Source organism: Nocardia sp. NPDC055029 (assembly GCF_053608525.1).
Genome location: NZ_JBSGVQ010000032.1, coordinates 78,454 through 92,894 on the forward strand (window position 1 = coordinate 78,454; position 14,441 = coordinate 92,894).

The 14,441-nt window shown below is 68.7% G+C and carries 11 protein-coding genes; 4 read left to right on the plus strand and 7 right to left on the minus strand.

Translation table 11 applies throughout. The features are described from left to right. Positions 1 to 1,784 (minus strand): toll/interleukin-1 receptor domain-containing protein (locus ACWF9G_RS24870; protein WP_452518222.1); only part of this gene is annotated, 1,784 nt, incomplete at its 3' end. A 923-nt stretch (positions 1,785 to 2,707) separates the two neighbouring features. Here ACWF9G_RS24870 and ACWF9G_RS24875 point away from each other — a divergent pair. Next, complete coding sequence (locus ACWF9G_RS24875) at positions 2,708 to 3,511, plus strand: hypothetical protein (protein ID WP_452518223.1); 804 nt, start codon at positions 2,708 to 2,710, stop codon at positions 3,509 to 3,511. Positions 3,512 to 4,074: 563 nt separating this feature from the next. On the opposite strand, the gene ACWF9G_RS24880 is transcribed toward ACWF9G_RS24875, so the two are convergent. From ACWF9G_RS24880 to ACWF9G_RS24890, 3 genes are all read right to left on the minus strand, one after another. After that, positions 4,075 to 5,040, minus strand: coding sequence for an alpha/beta hydrolase (locus ACWF9G_RS24880; protein WP_452518225.1), 966 nt, complete (start codon positions 5,038 to 5,040; stop codon positions 4,075 to 4,077). Between the two features lie 149 nt (positions 5,041 to 5,189). Next, positions 5,190 to 6,377 (minus strand): amidohydrolase family protein, encoded by a 1,188-nt coding sequence (locus tag ACWF9G_RS24885; RefSeq protein WP_452518239.1) that lies wholly within the window; start codon positions 6,375 to 6,377, stop codon positions 5,190 to 5,192. A gap of 188 nt (positions 6,378 to 6,565) precedes the next feature. Continuing rightward, the gene (locus ACWF9G_RS24890) at positions 6,566 to 7,426 is read right to left on the minus strand and encodes an acyl-CoA thioesterase (protein ID WP_452518227.1); all 861 of its coding nucleotides are present in this window, start codon (positions 7,424 to 7,426) and stop codon (positions 6,566 to 6,568) included. A 67-nt stretch (positions 7,427 to 7,493) separates the two neighbouring features. Between ACWF9G_RS24890 and ACWF9G_RS24895 the strand changes: the two genes are divergently transcribed. After that, positions 7,494 to 9,101 carry an MFS transporter gene (locus ACWF9G_RS24895; RefSeq protein WP_452518228.1) on the plus strand — a complete coding sequence of 536 codons (1,608 nt, stop codon included), beginning with the start codon at positions 7,494 to 7,496 and terminating at the stop codon, positions 9,099 to 9,101. Positions 9,102 to 9,158: 57 nt separating this feature from the next. Continuing rightward, on the plus strand, positions 9,159 to 9,482 hold the full coding sequence (locus ACWF9G_RS24900) for a hypothetical protein (protein ID WP_452518230.1): 324 nt from the start codon (positions 9,159 to 9,161) through the stop codon (positions 9,480 to 9,482). Here ACWF9G_RS24900 and ACWF9G_RS24905 read toward each other — a convergent pair. Together ACWF9G_RS24905 and ACWF9G_RS24910 are read right to left on the minus strand one after the other, a co-directional pair. Further along, a complete protein-coding gene (locus tag ACWF9G_RS24905; RefSeq protein ID WP_452518231.1) occupies positions 9,463 to 10,860 on the minus strand; it encodes an amidohydrolase family protein in 1,398 nt (465 codons plus the stop codon). The genes ACWF9G_RS24900 and ACWF9G_RS24905 overlap by 20 nt on opposite strands. Continuing rightward, on the minus strand, positions 10,857 to 12,146 hold the full coding sequence (locus tag ACWF9G_RS24910; RefSeq protein WP_452518232.1) for a CoA transferase: 1,290 nt from the start codon (positions 12,144 to 12,146) through the stop codon (positions 10,857 to 10,859). The genes ACWF9G_RS24905 and ACWF9G_RS24910 overlap by 4 nt, the downstream gene beginning before the upstream one ends. Positions 12,147 to 12,197: 51 nt before the next feature. Between ACWF9G_RS24910 and ACWF9G_RS24915 the strand changes: the two genes are divergently transcribed. Then, positions 12,198 to 13,259 carry an enoyl-CoA hydratase/isomerase family protein gene (locus ACWF9G_RS24915; RefSeq protein ID WP_452518233.1) on the plus strand — a complete coding sequence of 354 codons (1,062 nt, stop codon included), beginning with the start codon at positions 12,198 to 12,200 and terminating at the stop codon, positions 13,257 to 13,259. A gap of 50 nt (positions 13,260 to 13,309) precedes the next feature. Here the strand turns inward: ACWF9G_RS24915 and ACWF9G_RS24920 are convergent. Continuing rightward, positions 13,310 to 14,441: phosphotransferase family protein (locus ACWF9G_RS24920; protein WP_452518235.1), on the minus strand; the 1,132-nt coding region annotated here is incomplete at its 5' end.

The window sequence follows — 14,441 nt, forward strand, 5'->3', positions numbered from 1 at the left end:
GCGGGGTCCCACAGCCGGACAGTGGCATCCCCGCTCGCGGTTGCGAGTCGGGTCCCGTCCGGACTGAACGCCACATCCCACACCACGTTGGTGTGGCCGGTGAGTGGCTCAGCGACCGGTATCCCGGTGGCCGGGTCCCACATCCGTACGCTGGCGTCCCAGCTGGCGGTGGCGAGTCGGGTGCCGTCCGGGCTGAATGCCACCGCGGACACTGCGTCGGTGTGGCCGGTGAGTGGTTGACCGACCGGTCTTCCGGTGGTGGGGTCCCACAGCCGGACTGTCTTGTCCCCGCCGGCGGTGGCGAGCCGGGTGCCGTCCGGACTGAACGCCACCGCGAGCACCAGGCTGGTGTGGCCGGTGAGTGCTTGACCGACCTGCGTCCCGGTGGCGGGGTCCCACAGCCGGACGATGTTGTCCCCGCCGGCGGTGGCGAGTCGGGTGCCGTCCGGACTGAACACCACATCCTGCACCGCATCGGTGTGGCCGGTAAGTGGTTGACCGACCGGCTTTCCGGTGGCCGGGTCCCACAGTCGCAAGGTCTTGTCCCCGCTAGCGGTGGCGAGTCTGGTGCCGTCCGGGCTGAATGCCACCGTGGTCACTGCGTCGGTGTGGCCGGTGAGTGGTTGACCGATCGGCTTTCCGGTGGTGGGGTCCCACAGCCGGACTGTCTTGTCCCCGCCGGCGGTGGCGAGCCGGGTCCCGTCGGGACTGAACGCCACATCCTGCACACCGTCGGCGTGGCCGGTAAATGGTTCACCGACCTGCCTACCGGTGGCGGGATCCCACATTCGCACGGTCTTGTCCCAGCCGACGGAGGCGAGCCGGGTTCCGTCCGGGCTGAACGCCACCGCGAACACCAGGCCGGTGTGGCCTATCAGTGGTTCGCGGACTTGCAGCGCGGCGTGCTGGCCGAAGGCGACGCGGGCGTTGACCAATGCGTCGGTGGCCTGCCACAGCGGGGCCGGCGTCGCGTGGCTGCTCTCGGCGGCCAGCGCGAGGGCAAGAGCGCTGTTGGTGGTGGCAGCATCGCGAGATGCTGCGGCCAAGGCAAGGGCGACGGCCTCGTTGCGTTGACGGACCGCCTCTCGTCGCTGCACGATCGCGATCGCCGCTCCGACGACAGCGAGGATCGTCAACAGGACCAGCCCGGCAACCGCCGCACGCCGCAACCGGTGGAAACGGCGTTGCTCGCGCAGATCCTCGCTGGACAACTCGTACTTGGGTTTACCGTGGATCGGTGCCGCCAGATCGGTGACCTTCTCCCGGAACAGCGGTATGTGATGATCCCACGGTGCGTCCGCGCTGACGTCGACGTAGAACGGCTCGGCCGCAAGAGCCCCAGGCTGCGTCAGCACGGGCAGGGCGACATCGGACCGGTCCGGATCGAACCGCCCGATGTTCTCGTCCCAGGTCAGATTCCCGTCGGCCACTACGAACAGCAGGTGGTCCGGACCGCGCCGCGCCAGCCAGTGAGCGACCTCCTTGTTCACCCAACCTGATGCGACCGCGTGCGGGGACAGCACCACGATCAGGTACCGGGCACGGTCCATCGCCTCGGTGACCCTGCCCCACAGATCCGGGCTGGCGGTCAAATCGGTGGCGTCACGGAACACCCGCAGTGCGTGTAGCTGGCCCATGCGACGGCCGATGCGGTGTAGGCCCTTCTGAATTCCTGCGGCGACCGGCCGGTCATGGTGGGCATAGGAGATGAAGGCGTCGTAGTCGAACGACGTCCCTTGCCCGCGGGCCTGCCGCTCGGGAGCCGGGGCAGCCTGAGCACACATTGGTGATCTCCCCGCTTCAGCCGGTGTCGAGTGGTGTGGACGGGATGATCTGAGCCTGACGCAAACGCCAACGGTTGTCGCGGGTACGCCACTACTCGACTTCGCAAAGAGGTCGGCTGGAGTCTCATTTCGGCGGCGATGGCGGGATCTGGACCTCGGCCGGCGTTCGCCTAGTTCGCGACAGTGCGAGCGCTCCTCGCGGCTCGATGGCTGCTGCGCCGCGAGACGCTTGGGAGTCCTGAGAGATGTGGCGGTGCTGATCGGGGCAGGAGACGCCCAGATCAAGTCCGAGCGGATTGGGAGGCGAGCCCCTCGGACATGCGGACGTCAGACTTGGGCTTCGGTTGCGCGCCCCCCGGGCCCAAGGGCGCCCGGGACCACGCAGGCTGGGGTAGGTGTGCTGATCTTGGTGATTCCCTGTCGGGCCTCCTCGATGACACCATCGAATGGCCCTCGCCGCTCCGACACACGCTGTCTTCTTGCACGAATCTCACACGCCGCTTACAGGTTTCATACAGAAGATCCAGCTGTTCGTGGGACGATGGCGTCGGCGATGTACGTGCCAGCGACGTAACTGGGTGTTCTCCACTGCGGTGCAGCAGATCGGATGGATGCCAACGGGCTCAGGTCAAAGGGTGATCGACATGCACCGTCAATGCTCGATTCCTTGGTTGACGACGATGCCGACCGGACCATCGCTACCACAGGACGATCACACCAGCGGCCGAGAATCACGTGAGCGCCGGCTGGCTAGCTGAAGCTTAGCTGCCGGTCCGGACCGGCATTGGTTGGAACATTGCCTTGGCCCCGCACATTCGACCGCCCTCACAGGACTGCATAGAGACGCCGCCGTCCACGATCGGGTGCCCGTCCGGACAAGCCGAACGTATGACCAAGCCACGCCGATCCCCAGAAAGCACGACATGCCTAGTACGACCGACGCATTCTTCAACATCCAAGAAACGGCTGGATTCTACTCGCAGCTAGCGGGCGTCCTGGCGGGCTTTTCGTTCGCAGCACTCATGCTTCTGATGACCGCGCGGCTTGCCCCCGCCGCAAGCGGTTCCAGCCAAGCCGGCGCATCGAACTTCGGGGCAGCGGTCAGGATCCTCATCATCTCCTTTCTAGGTCTGGTTCTGACCAGCCTCGACTACGCCTTGCTGGCGGGCGAAATAGCAGGACGGCATCGAGCCAACACTCTGGAGATCGTCGGGGGCGTCTCCTTCGCCATCGCGGCCCTCTTGCTGGTTTATGCGATCATTCTGACGATCGACGCTGTCAATACCGCAGTGGCACAACCTGATTCGGAGTTGGAGTCGGTCGCGAAAACCTTGCGAGGAACTCTGGCTCTGGTACTGGTACCTCTGAGCCTCATGTTGATCTATAACGGCATTCAAGACTACAACTTCGCCAAGTACGGCCACCCTCGGACGACCAGCCTGGACTATGTGACCTGGTCGCTGATTGCTGTGCAGGTGCTCGCTGGAACACCTCTGTACTTCCTCCTTCTCGCGAAAGGTCCTACATCATCGCGTATCAAGGAGATCAAGATCGTTTCCTATGTGGCGTTCATTGCGCTGCTGGTGATCTCAATCGTGTACTCAGTCATCATCGCGGCCATCACTGATGGTGGACTCGGTAGTCCACTCATTCCTTACCTGTGCATCGTTTCATCGTCGGTTCTGGCGTTCCTCTTCGTCATACACCTGGCTCGGACTCACACGTGATTCGAGTGTGTGCGCTGGCGCCGATGACGGAGATGACCGCCGCGGCTGGGTGTTCGTTCCGACGATCCCGCTAGCCATCGCCAGCTGATTGGCAGGCGGGTTCGTTGGCCGTGGCCTGGCCAACGGTCGAACCATCGTCGGTCTCAACCGATCGCAAGCGCTCCGGTCCCCTCCGGCCGCTATCGGCATGTGCTTGTCTGCGACGACGGGTGAGACCGACCGTTGTGGATAGCGAGTGCGTCCCCCCTCCGGGCACCAGCGTTATCCCCAACAGGGGGTGTCGTAATGACCATTCGATGCTCCAGGTGCGCATAGCGCACTTGGAGCTCTATTGCGTTATATAGCTCCTTCTTGTACTCCTGGCGCCTCCGGCCAGGATCAGTCGGACATCGCCGTGCGATTCGATGAGCTCGCGGAGCTCGTTCTCGCTGAACTGTTCTCGTGTGGGCAGGCTGTTGAGCTCGACCTGTGCGGAGGCTTTGTCGGCTTGGGGGAGGTTCTCTGTTGGAGGGTGGATTTCCCGAACAGGACTACCTGGCGGGATTGTGCGGGCTCGGCACGGGTCAGGCCCGGTCGACGAGTGCCGCGCGCAGCGCGTCGCGTTGACTCGCGAAGAACGACCGCGACACCGGTGCCTTCGGTAGGACCAGGTCGAAACCATGGAATGCGCCGGTGACGATCTCGACGGTGCACGGGACGCCGGCGTCGGTCAGGCGTTTCGCGTACGCCGTGGCTTCGTCGTGGAACAAGTCGGCGGTGCCGACGCCGATCCAGGCGGGCGCGGTTCCGGAAAGGTTGGTGCGGCGTGCCGGTACGGCGATCTCCGGGTCGGTGTCGCCGAGATAGGCGGCCCAGCCGAAGTGGTTGCTGCGCCGATCCCACAATCGCCATCGGGTGTCGTCCAGGTCGGACCGGGCCGACGACCGGTCGTCGAGCATCGGGTAGACCAGCAGCTGGAAGACGGGTGTGACCTCGCCACGGTCCCGGGCGAGCAGCGCCAGGGCCGCGGCGAGCCCGCCGCCCGCGCTGGCGCCGCCGACCGCCACCCGTCCCGCATCGATGTCGGAGCGCCGCGCGAGCCAGGTCATCGCGTCGTAGCAGTCCTCGAGGCCCGCGGGATACGGATGCTCGGGGGCGAGCCGGTAGTCAACCGCGGCGACGACTATGCCCAGGGACTCGGCGAGATCGCGGCACACCGCGTCGTCCTGTTCCGGCACTCCGAAGACGTATCCTCCGCCGTGAATCCACAACAGAGCGGGGAGCGGACCGGTCACCGGGTGGCGCGGGCGGTGGAGCCTGATCCGGACCCCGGCGTCAGTGGTCGCCTCGGTGGCATCGGGAGAGGAGCGCAGCCGCAGAAGGCGGACAAGCCTGCGCAATAGCGGCAGTGACCTGCGGGATATGGCGCGGCTCGGCGCGACCGCCGCCACCGAACGCAGATCCGGATGGAAGTCGTGCAGTGAGAACCTGGCCCGGAGTAGTTTCCATCCGGGGGTGGAGGTGTGGCGATCCACGGTCGGTCTCCCCATGTCGCTGATGGTACCAAGCAATATGGAACGTGTTCTAGTTCACGGACGAATTGCGCCGCGCCGGATCCAGGCCGCCGTACTTCCGGCGCGGTCGCGATGATCCTCCCACCGGTGCTCTCCCTCGGGTAGGGGAGCACCGGCCTGGTGCGCTACACCGGATCGGGCGCGGACTGCGCGGCCAGCAGTGTGGGCGCGGGGTTGGCGATCGGCAGGCCGAGGAACCGGCGCGCGTTGTCGCCCATGAAGTCGTAGGTCCGCTGCACGTCCATGTCCTCGGCGTACTTCCAGTAGCCGAGGGGCTCGGCGAGACCCTCCGGGTGCGGGTAGTCCGACCCGAAGAGCACCTTGTCCCACCCGACCGTGTCGACCACGTCGGCGACGCAGCCTTCCCAGAACGGGCTCACCCAGATATTGCGCCGGAACACCTCGTGCGGGTGCTCGGGGAAGTTCTGCGGCATCTTCTTGTAGAGGTCCTCGAAGTCGTGGAACAGCGGCTGGATCCACGAGCTGCCGTTCTCGACGCTGGCGATGCGAAGATTCGGAAAGCGGGTCAGGGTTCCGTGGCAGATGAGGCTGGTGATCATGTCGGCGATCTCGCGATGCCCCAGGGTCATCCACCGGAACGAACTCTGCGCCATGAAGTTCGCCGTGTGCGGCGGTTCCCAGCGGGCGATGTAGCTGTCGAGTGGCGGGTAGCTCGCGTGCAGGACCACGGGCAGGCCGGCGGATTCCACCTCGCGCCAGAAGGGATCGAACTCCGGCAGGGCGGGCGAACGCCAGCCGTGTAGCCCGTTGACCGGTCCGGGCTTGATCAGCACGGCTTTGGCGCCGTGGTCGAGGACATAGGCGAGTTCCCGCTGTGCCGCATCGACTTCGGACAGGTTGATGATCGGCGTGGAGAACACGCGGTTCTCGTAGTTGTAGGTCCAGTGTTCGGCCATCCACTGGTTGAGAGCGTGGATGATCGCCAGCGTCAGCGCAGGATCGTCGGCGGCCGAATGCTCGACCAGACTGGCCAGAGTGGGGTAGTTCAGCGCTTCGACCACACCCTGGCGATCGAGTTCGGCGATCCGGTCCGCCGGGTTCCGGGTTCCCGAGGGCGCGTCGATCGCGGGCCCCTGCATTTCGCGCAGGGTGAGTCCCTCGCTGTTCTCTCCGGCGAAGAACTTCTCGTGCGCGCCCGGGGCGGCCACCCGCTCGAAGGTCGGGTTCGGGATGAAGTCGGTGACCTGGTTGTTGATCACGATCCGGGTCTGGCGGCCGATCTGGGCGAACTGCACCGCACGCTCGTACCGGTCCGGCAGGTACCTCGTCAGCGCGTCGGGGTTCTCGTACATGTGCTGGTCGGCATCGAAAATCGGTGCGGCACGGAATTGTTCGTCGGTGCTGCTCACAGTCGCCCTCCTCGGGAGCTGGGTTGTCGCTCCGGGCCGTGCCGCGCGTGCGGCGAAAGCGGGACGGCCCGGTGGCCCTGAATCACCCCACGGGTAATTGTCTTATTTACGGTAAACCATACAGTAATGGATCAGCGGCGGGATCGGGGAGTTGTGCCGACGGGGAATCGCAGCAGCGATTCCTGGGCGAAGGAGGCGATCAGGGTGCCGTCCTCGCCGAAGACGTCGCCCTGGCCGTAGCAACGGCCGCGTCCGACGAGCGCCGGGCGATGGCGCAGCAGTAGCCAGCCCTCGGTGGGCATCGGGCCGTGGAACCACAGCGTGTGCGAGGTGGTGGCGGAGGTGAAGTCCCGGCCGTTGCCGTGGTGGTCGATGCCGGGAAACGATCGCAGCGCGGTCGCGATCACGTGGAGGTCGCTCGCATAGGCCAGTAGCGCCGCACGGACGCCGGAGTCGTTGCCGGGCAAGCGTATCCACAGGTCGAAGTCAGCGCCGGCATCGCCGTCGTCGGGTGCCGATGTCGCTCGCGTATCCCAGGGCAGGAGCTCGATCTCGACGCGATGCTCGGGCCCGGGCACCGACAGGGCCGGGCGGTCCGGCTGGTACGCGGGGCCGTCTTCGTCGCTGTGCAGGGAGATCGCGCAGGTGGCGATCGTCCGTTCGCCCTGTAGGGCGGAGACGGTCAGCGCGCCGAACGAGCGCCCGAGATGGACGGGGTCGATGAGATAGGTGACCGGGTCGTCGGTGCGCCCTTCCCTGGTGAACAGGGCATGCAGGGATTTGATCGACCGGTCCGGCGCGTGGACGTGGGCCGCGCGCGCGAACTGGGCGAGGAGCTGGCCGCCGAACAGGCGCCGGTGCGGCAGTTGCTGATTGGCTCCGGTGAGTACCCGCGGTGCTGCGCTCGGCGCCGAGGGTGCGGTGCGGTCCGCGCGTGGATCGGGTTCGCGCAGATCCAGGCAGGTCATGAGGTCGTGCAGCACGTCGGTCACGAGCTGATGATACGTTCTACTGGAATAGTTACAGTAGATAATTCGACACAGCATCGTGGAGGGTCGGATGACAGGGAACCGCGACTCGAAGTGGCTCGGCGCCGCCCGTGTCTGGGCGCTGCTCGTGGCCTGTCTCGCGGTCGGGCTCGTGATCGCGGGCATGGTCGCGCTCTACGGAGCCCTGCCGAGCATCGCCACCGCGACCGGCGCCTCGCAGCAGCAATTGACCTGGATCACCGATTCCTACACCCTCGCACTGGCCTGCCTGGTGCTGCCGGGTGGCGCCCTCGGTGATCGATACGGGCGCCGCCGGATGATGGTGGCGGGCTTGATCGTTCTGGCTGCCGGTTCGCTGATCCCGCTGGTGGGGTCGGGTCCGGTCTGGCTCATCGCCGCGCGTGCGGTCACCGGTGTCGGCGCCGCGCTGGTCATGCCGTCGACCCTGTCGTTGCTGACCGCGGAGTTTCCCGCGTCGCGCCGTGGGCTGGCGGTCGGAATCTGGGCGGCGGCGGTGGCCTGTGGTGGCGCGATCGGGCTGCTGGGCGCGGGCGCCCTGCTCATGTGGTGGTCGTGGACGGCCATTCTCGTGGCGATGGCCGGTGCCGGGCTGATCCTGGCCGTGGCCGCGTGCACGGTGGCCGAATCCGTCGAGGAGTCGCGGCTCCGGTTCGACACGGCCGGTGCGGTGGTCGGGGCGGTGGCCGTCGGTTCGGTGGTGTTCGCGGCGTCGGAAGTGCCGTTGGTCGGGTGGAGCGATCCCCTCGTGCTGGTTCTCCTCGCGGTCGGTCTCGGCGCCGCTGCGTTGTTCGTCGCGGTGGAGTTGCGGGCGGATGCGCCGATGCTGGATGTGCGGCTCTTCGCCGACCGGCGTTTCGGTTCGGGAGCGTTCACCATCACGGCCCAGTTCCTCGTGGTGTTCGGCGTTTTCATGCTGGTCGTGCAGTATCTGCAGCTGGTGCTCGGGTACGGCCCGCTGGGCGCGGCACTGGCGGTGGCGCCGATCATGGTTCCCCTGATGCTCGTCTCACCGGTCGCCCCGTGGCTGTCGGAGCGCGTCGGGTTGCGCGCGATGATGGCGTCCGGGCTGGCAGTGACCGCGGTGGGCATGTACGGCTTGGCCCGGCTGTCGGTGGGCAGTGGGTATCTGGACCTGCTGTGGGCGTTGGTCGTGATCGGCTTCGGCATCGCGCTGTCCGCGACACCGGCCACGGCGGCCATCGTCGGCGCGGTGCCGACGCACAAACACGGTGTCGCCGCGGCCGTCAACGATGCGACCCGTGAGGTGGGTGCGGCGATCGGGATCGCGGTCGTCGGGAGTCTGCTCGCCGCCGGGTATCGGGAGCGGATCGGCCCGGTGGTGGCGGCGCTGCCGCTGGAGTTGCGTGCGCCGGTGGCGGCCTCGCCTGCCGCGGCGCTGGAGGCGGCCGAGGTCTTCGGGCCCGCGGCGCGTCCGCTCGTCGAGCAGATCGAGGAGGCGTTCGTCCACGGGTCGGGCGCGGCGGCCACGGTGCTCGGGACCGGGGTGCTCGCCGCGGCTGTGGCCACCGTCTTCTGGGCGCCCGGCCGAGTGCGCTCCGCCGCCACCGACTCCGGGGTGGATGAGCAGGCGTCCGAGTCCGCCCGGAACGACGCACCGGTCGTGGTCACCGGGAAAACGGCCGAGACGAACAGTTGACTGAACTAATTACTGTAATATCAACAGTAACTAGTTCACCCGAGAGGATGGTGCTCGATGGTCGAGCGCAACGGCGCCGGAACCGGCTCGCCTCGGTTTCCCGGCACGGAGGGCGACGAGCCCGTCCTCGGTGATCTGATCGGCACCACGACCCACGACCTGCTGGACTATTTCGAGAAGTGCCCGTCGTGCGGATACGCGGCGCAGGCGTCGGTCACCACGCGGGCCTTCTCCCGGGGTGTCGTGGAGCGCAGGCTCTTTCGCACCTGTGGCCTGCCCTGCGGTTGGCACGTCTCGACAGCCGAGATCGTCGACGCGGTGCCGCTGACGCGCTGCCGTGGGGTGGGCCGGCGAGCGGCGGTCACGTCGCAGCCCGGGTGAGGAACGCCCGGCGGACCACGTCGGCCGAGCCGGCGGCGAGACCGCCGCGCAGCGGTTCGTGGAGCAGCACGAGGTCGGCGGGATCGCCCGGCTGGATGCGCCGGGGCCGGCCGCCGGGATCGTCCAGCGGCGCGAGGTAGGCATCGAGTGCCTGTGTGGGAGAGAGACATTCCTCCGGACCGAGGACCTCGCCCGCATCCGGGCGGCGATGGACGGCGGCCGCGATGACGGCCCAGGGATCCATCGGGCCGTACGGTGCGTCACTCGACAGCGCGACACCCACACCGGCATCGAGCAGGGTGCGACAGCGGTAGAGATCGGCCAGATCGTCGTCGGCGAGGTGGTCGCGGTAGTAGCTGCCACGCTGGGCGAGAAATCCGGGCTGGGTGACCACGCGCACGCCCCGGCTCGCGAGGGCGTCGATGATGTCGGCAGGCACGATTGCCGCGTGCTCGATACGGTCTCCGGGAAACGACCCGGCGACCTCCAGCGCGGCCATCAGCAGGACCAGCGCCTCGCGGGTCACGCAGTGGACCGCGACAGCGCGGCGGTCCGCGTGCGCGGCGCGGACACGCGCGACGAGGTCGTCGAACAGCGGGAGTCCGGAATCGGCCAGCACGATCTTGTAGGGTCCGGCGCCGACGCGATCGGGGTACTCCCACGCGCTGCCGAGTGGGGCGCCCAGCAGCGAAACCCGTTGGGGTAGAGCGCCGTCGGCCACGGCGGAGATCAGCGCCGCGTGCGACCGGTCGGACAGGTCGGGCGTGGCGTCGGTGACCCCGGTGATCCCGAATCCCGTGAGGGTCGCACCCACTCCGTCGAGCCGCGGCGGCCCGGTGCGCGGCAGCCGGGTGCGCAGCCACGGGTCCGCCCGCCAGATCCGGCCGGTCGGAAGCCCGTCGGTGCCGCATTCGACGCCCGGATGCGCGGGACCGCTGATTTCCGCGGCGGTGAGGGCGGCGGTGTTGAGGATCCACATCGCGCCGCTGCGATGCTGAATGCGGACAGGGCGCGCGGAATACAGCGCGTCCAGTGCCGCTGCGTCGAGATCGCCCGCGACGGTGTCGACGTAGCCTGTTCCGCGCACCCAGCCGTGTTCGTCACCGGGCGCGGCTGCCAACGCCGTCGCGAGGGCGGCGCGGTCTTGGACCGTGGGTGGTCCGCAACGCGTGGAGGTCGCGTCGGCGGCAATGGCGTGCAGATGCAGGTGATGGTCGTGGAGACCGGGGATCAGCGCACCACCGTGTGCGTCGATCACCTCGGCGGCATCTCGGGCGGACAGGTTCCGGCCGAGCTGATCCACGCGTCCGTCGCGGAGCCGCACATCCACATCGGGGACGCCGTCGACCTCGGCGTGCCGGATCACGATGACGGTCACGGGACCGGAATCCGGAGGGAGCCGAGCACTCCGGCGGTGTCGGCGCCGGATTCCGGTGCGGGACCGGCCGGTGCTCGGGGAGTGGGGTCGGCCACCGGTATCGGGCCCGCCTCGGTGTCGGCGATCCACTGCTCACCGTGGCGCCGCAGGTGTGCGGCCGGTTCGTCGGTCAGGGTCGCCGTGACGATGTCGGTCATCGAGAGGTCCCAGAGCACGCCGGATCCGTCGGCAGGCGCCGAGGCCGCGAGCGCGGCGGCGGTGATCCCGGTCAGTGGGTCCGCGATCGCGTCACCGACGAACACCGGGGTGTTCGTGCCGATGTCGTGGGCGAGCAGACCCGCGGCCGCGGCGATGTCGTCGCCGAAACCCACCCGGTGCGAGGATCGGCCCGCCGCCGTGATCGACAGCCAGGAGGTCCCTCGCGCGACCGCGCGGGTGGCGTCGAGACCGAATCCGGCCAGTGCCCTGGGCCGGGAGGACTCGATGACGATGTCGGCCGCGTCGACGAGCGCTGCCAGCGCGCGCCTGCCACCCGGTTCCTCGGGATCGAGCACCACGGATTCGTGGCCGTGGTGCAGCAGCGCGTAGAACTCGGGATTGCCCCGCCGCGCGCCGTCCGGGCGGTGGGGCGTTTCGACCTTGACGACGCGCGCACCGGCCAGCCCGAGTAGATGCGCGCAGAGCGGACCCGCCCACAGCGCGCTGAAATCCACGACGAGGAGTCCGGCGACCGGGCGAGCTGTCATCCCGGGCCGTGGCGTTGCAGCGGGCGGGCGAATGTCGGAGGTAACCGGGATCCCCGGGACTGTGCTGTCGGCGTGGGTGCGGACGGGACCTGCCGCGAGACCGAGCAGTTCGGCGCGATCGCCCAGCTCGGTGCCGGGATGCTCGCGGGCCCAGCGCGTCAGCGCGGGCCAGGGATCCGCGCCGTCGAGGTTCACGCCGACGAGCGCGCCGATCAGGTCGGGGTCGCCGGGCCGGGCACACGACACCGCGGCCCAGCCGTCGGCGGTGCGCAGCAGCCGGCAATGGCGGCCCGCCGAAACCGCGCCACCGCGGCGCAGCCCGGTGAGCGCGGCGCGTTCGCCGAGCAGGCGCGCGCCGTCGAGCCCGATCGATGTCCCGGTAGCGGAAGCGAGGACGGAGATCAGCTCCCGAGCGTGCGTCGCGGCCCGCCCGGGCGGCATCAGCACGGACCCGTCGGGCTGTCCGGTCAGCGCGACCACGCCACTGTCGGACCAGTCCACCACCGGTGAACCGGACTCGGACGAGCGGGGGAAAGGCACAGCTCGATACTAGGGCGAAGGATGCGACAGCCGCCGTGCCACGATGAGCCGGTGAGCCGATATGTGAGCGACCCGGCGCCGGTGGACTTCGAACTCGATCTCGACGCGGACGGAACGCCGGTACAGCCACTGCTGGTCCTGGCGCTGGACGACTGGGCCGACGCGTCGCCCGCCCGGATCGCCGACACGGCGGCCCTGCTGTCGGGATCGCTCCGCCTCACCGTCGGTGTCCTGCGTGGCACGGCTCCGCCCGCGGTGACCCCGCTCCTGGACGCGCTGACCCTGACGCTGAGCGAAGGTCCGGAGGTATCCCACCAGGTCGTGACCCACCTCGATCCCGACGCGGCAGTACGGCAGCTCGAGGAAGCGACGCGACACAACCCGCGGGCGAGCGTGGCATTGGGCAGGCTCCTGCGCCAGACCGGTGTCGCGGACACCACCGTGGCACTGAGCAGCGAGGCCGCGGTGTACTCGATGCTGCTGGCGGGCAGCGAGTTCCGGACCTGGTTACGCGACCGGGGCGGTCCGCGTCCGGTGACCTTCCCGGACCGCCCACTGGTGCGATTCGACCGGTCCGGCGCGGAGCTCGCGCTCGTTCTCGATCACGCCGAACGTCGCAACGCCCTGAGCGCGCGCCTGCGCGAGGAACTCCTCGAGGTGCTGCGCCTGGCCGAACTCGACCCCGCGATCGAGCGGGTGCGGATAGCCGGGGCGGGCCCGGTGTTCTGCAGTGGCGGCGATCTCGACGAGTTCGGCACCGCCACCGACGTCGTCGCCGCCTACGAGGTCCGGCTCGAGCGCGCGCCGTGGCGCGTCATCGACCGGCTGCGCGATCGGACCATCGTGCATGTCCAGGGCGCGTGCATCGGCGCGGGCATCGAGATGGCGGCCTTCGCCGGACGGCTGGTCGCGGCGCCGGGCACCCGGTTCCGGTTGCCCGAGATCGCGATGGGACTGGTCCCCGGTGCCGGCGGCACGGTGAGCATCCCGCGGCGGATCGGGCGCTGGCGCGCGGCCTGGATGATGCTCACCGGCGATCCCGTCGACACCGCGACGGCGTTGCGCTGGAACCTGATCGACGACATCGGCACCGACTCGCGAGTCCACCTCTGACCGATCCGCTCCACCGCCTCACCTGATTCCGGTGGTTCGGGACGGCGATGTCACCGGCCGTCGACGAGCGCGGTCAACACACCGAAACTGTCGTGCGCTTCGACCGCCTCGACCGCGCGACGGACACCTTCCCGGGAAACCTCCAGCGGCTGCATCCGCGCACCGGCCTCGGCGGTGCACACCGCGGCAAGGAACCAGTCGGTGGTCGCTGCCCGATACAGCGTCCACCACCGCGCACCGTCGACCGCGATTCCCGCGGCGGCGAGCCGGTCGACATACCGCTGGACCAGTGCTCGCTCGATAGTGCGCAGCAAGGCCGGATCCACCGACGCGGTCAGGAAATACGCGACATCGCGGATTCCCGCACCGGCGGACGCGATCTGCCAATCGAGGAACCCCGGCCCGTCGTCCTCGAAGAACAGGTTGCCCAGGTGTGGGTCGCCGTGCAGCAGGGTCTGTGGCAGGCTCGCCCAGAAGGTATCCATCTCGGCGCTGCGGAGATAGAAGATCCGGCAGGCCCGCGCGACCGCGTCCGGGATCATGTCGGTGGTGTGCCCCTTGATGTTTCGCAGCAGGAGCCGGCGGATCATCGTCCCCAGGTGCGTCTCGAGCGCCGGACGGCGGGCGAGGGGAGCGAGATCGCCCGCGAAACGGTCGCTGTTCCAGAACGCCGAGTGCAGGGCGGCCATCGCGTCGACGACCGCTTCGGCCTCGGCTCGGCTCACCGTGTCGACGACGGTCCGGAACCGTGCGGTCGCGGTGAGGTCCTCGAGCACCAGCGCGAAACGCGACCGCCGCGGATCCGATGCCGCCGCATGGCATCGCGGGATCCGCACCGGCGGATCCGCGCCCAGCGCCCGATAGGCGAGGACCTCCTTCTCGCCCAGCCCGAACAGATCGAGCAGGACATGCTGCGGATAGTCGCTCGGCGGCAGCTTCACGAACAGACGGTCGGGAATGCTGTCATCGTCGGCGGTGACGCCGAGGCGAGCTCGCGCCGCGGTGCCCGAATGGCTGTCGAGGACGGTGATGCCCCGGATCGACCCCTCGGGCTTGCCGAGTGCGGTGGCCAGCCACGCCGGTGTGATGTCGGCGAGCTGCGAGGGCACCCGCGAAGCGCCGGGGAACCTGCGGTTGCGGGCGGTGCGCGCCGCCCGGCGCGTGCCCTCGGCGAGGACACGC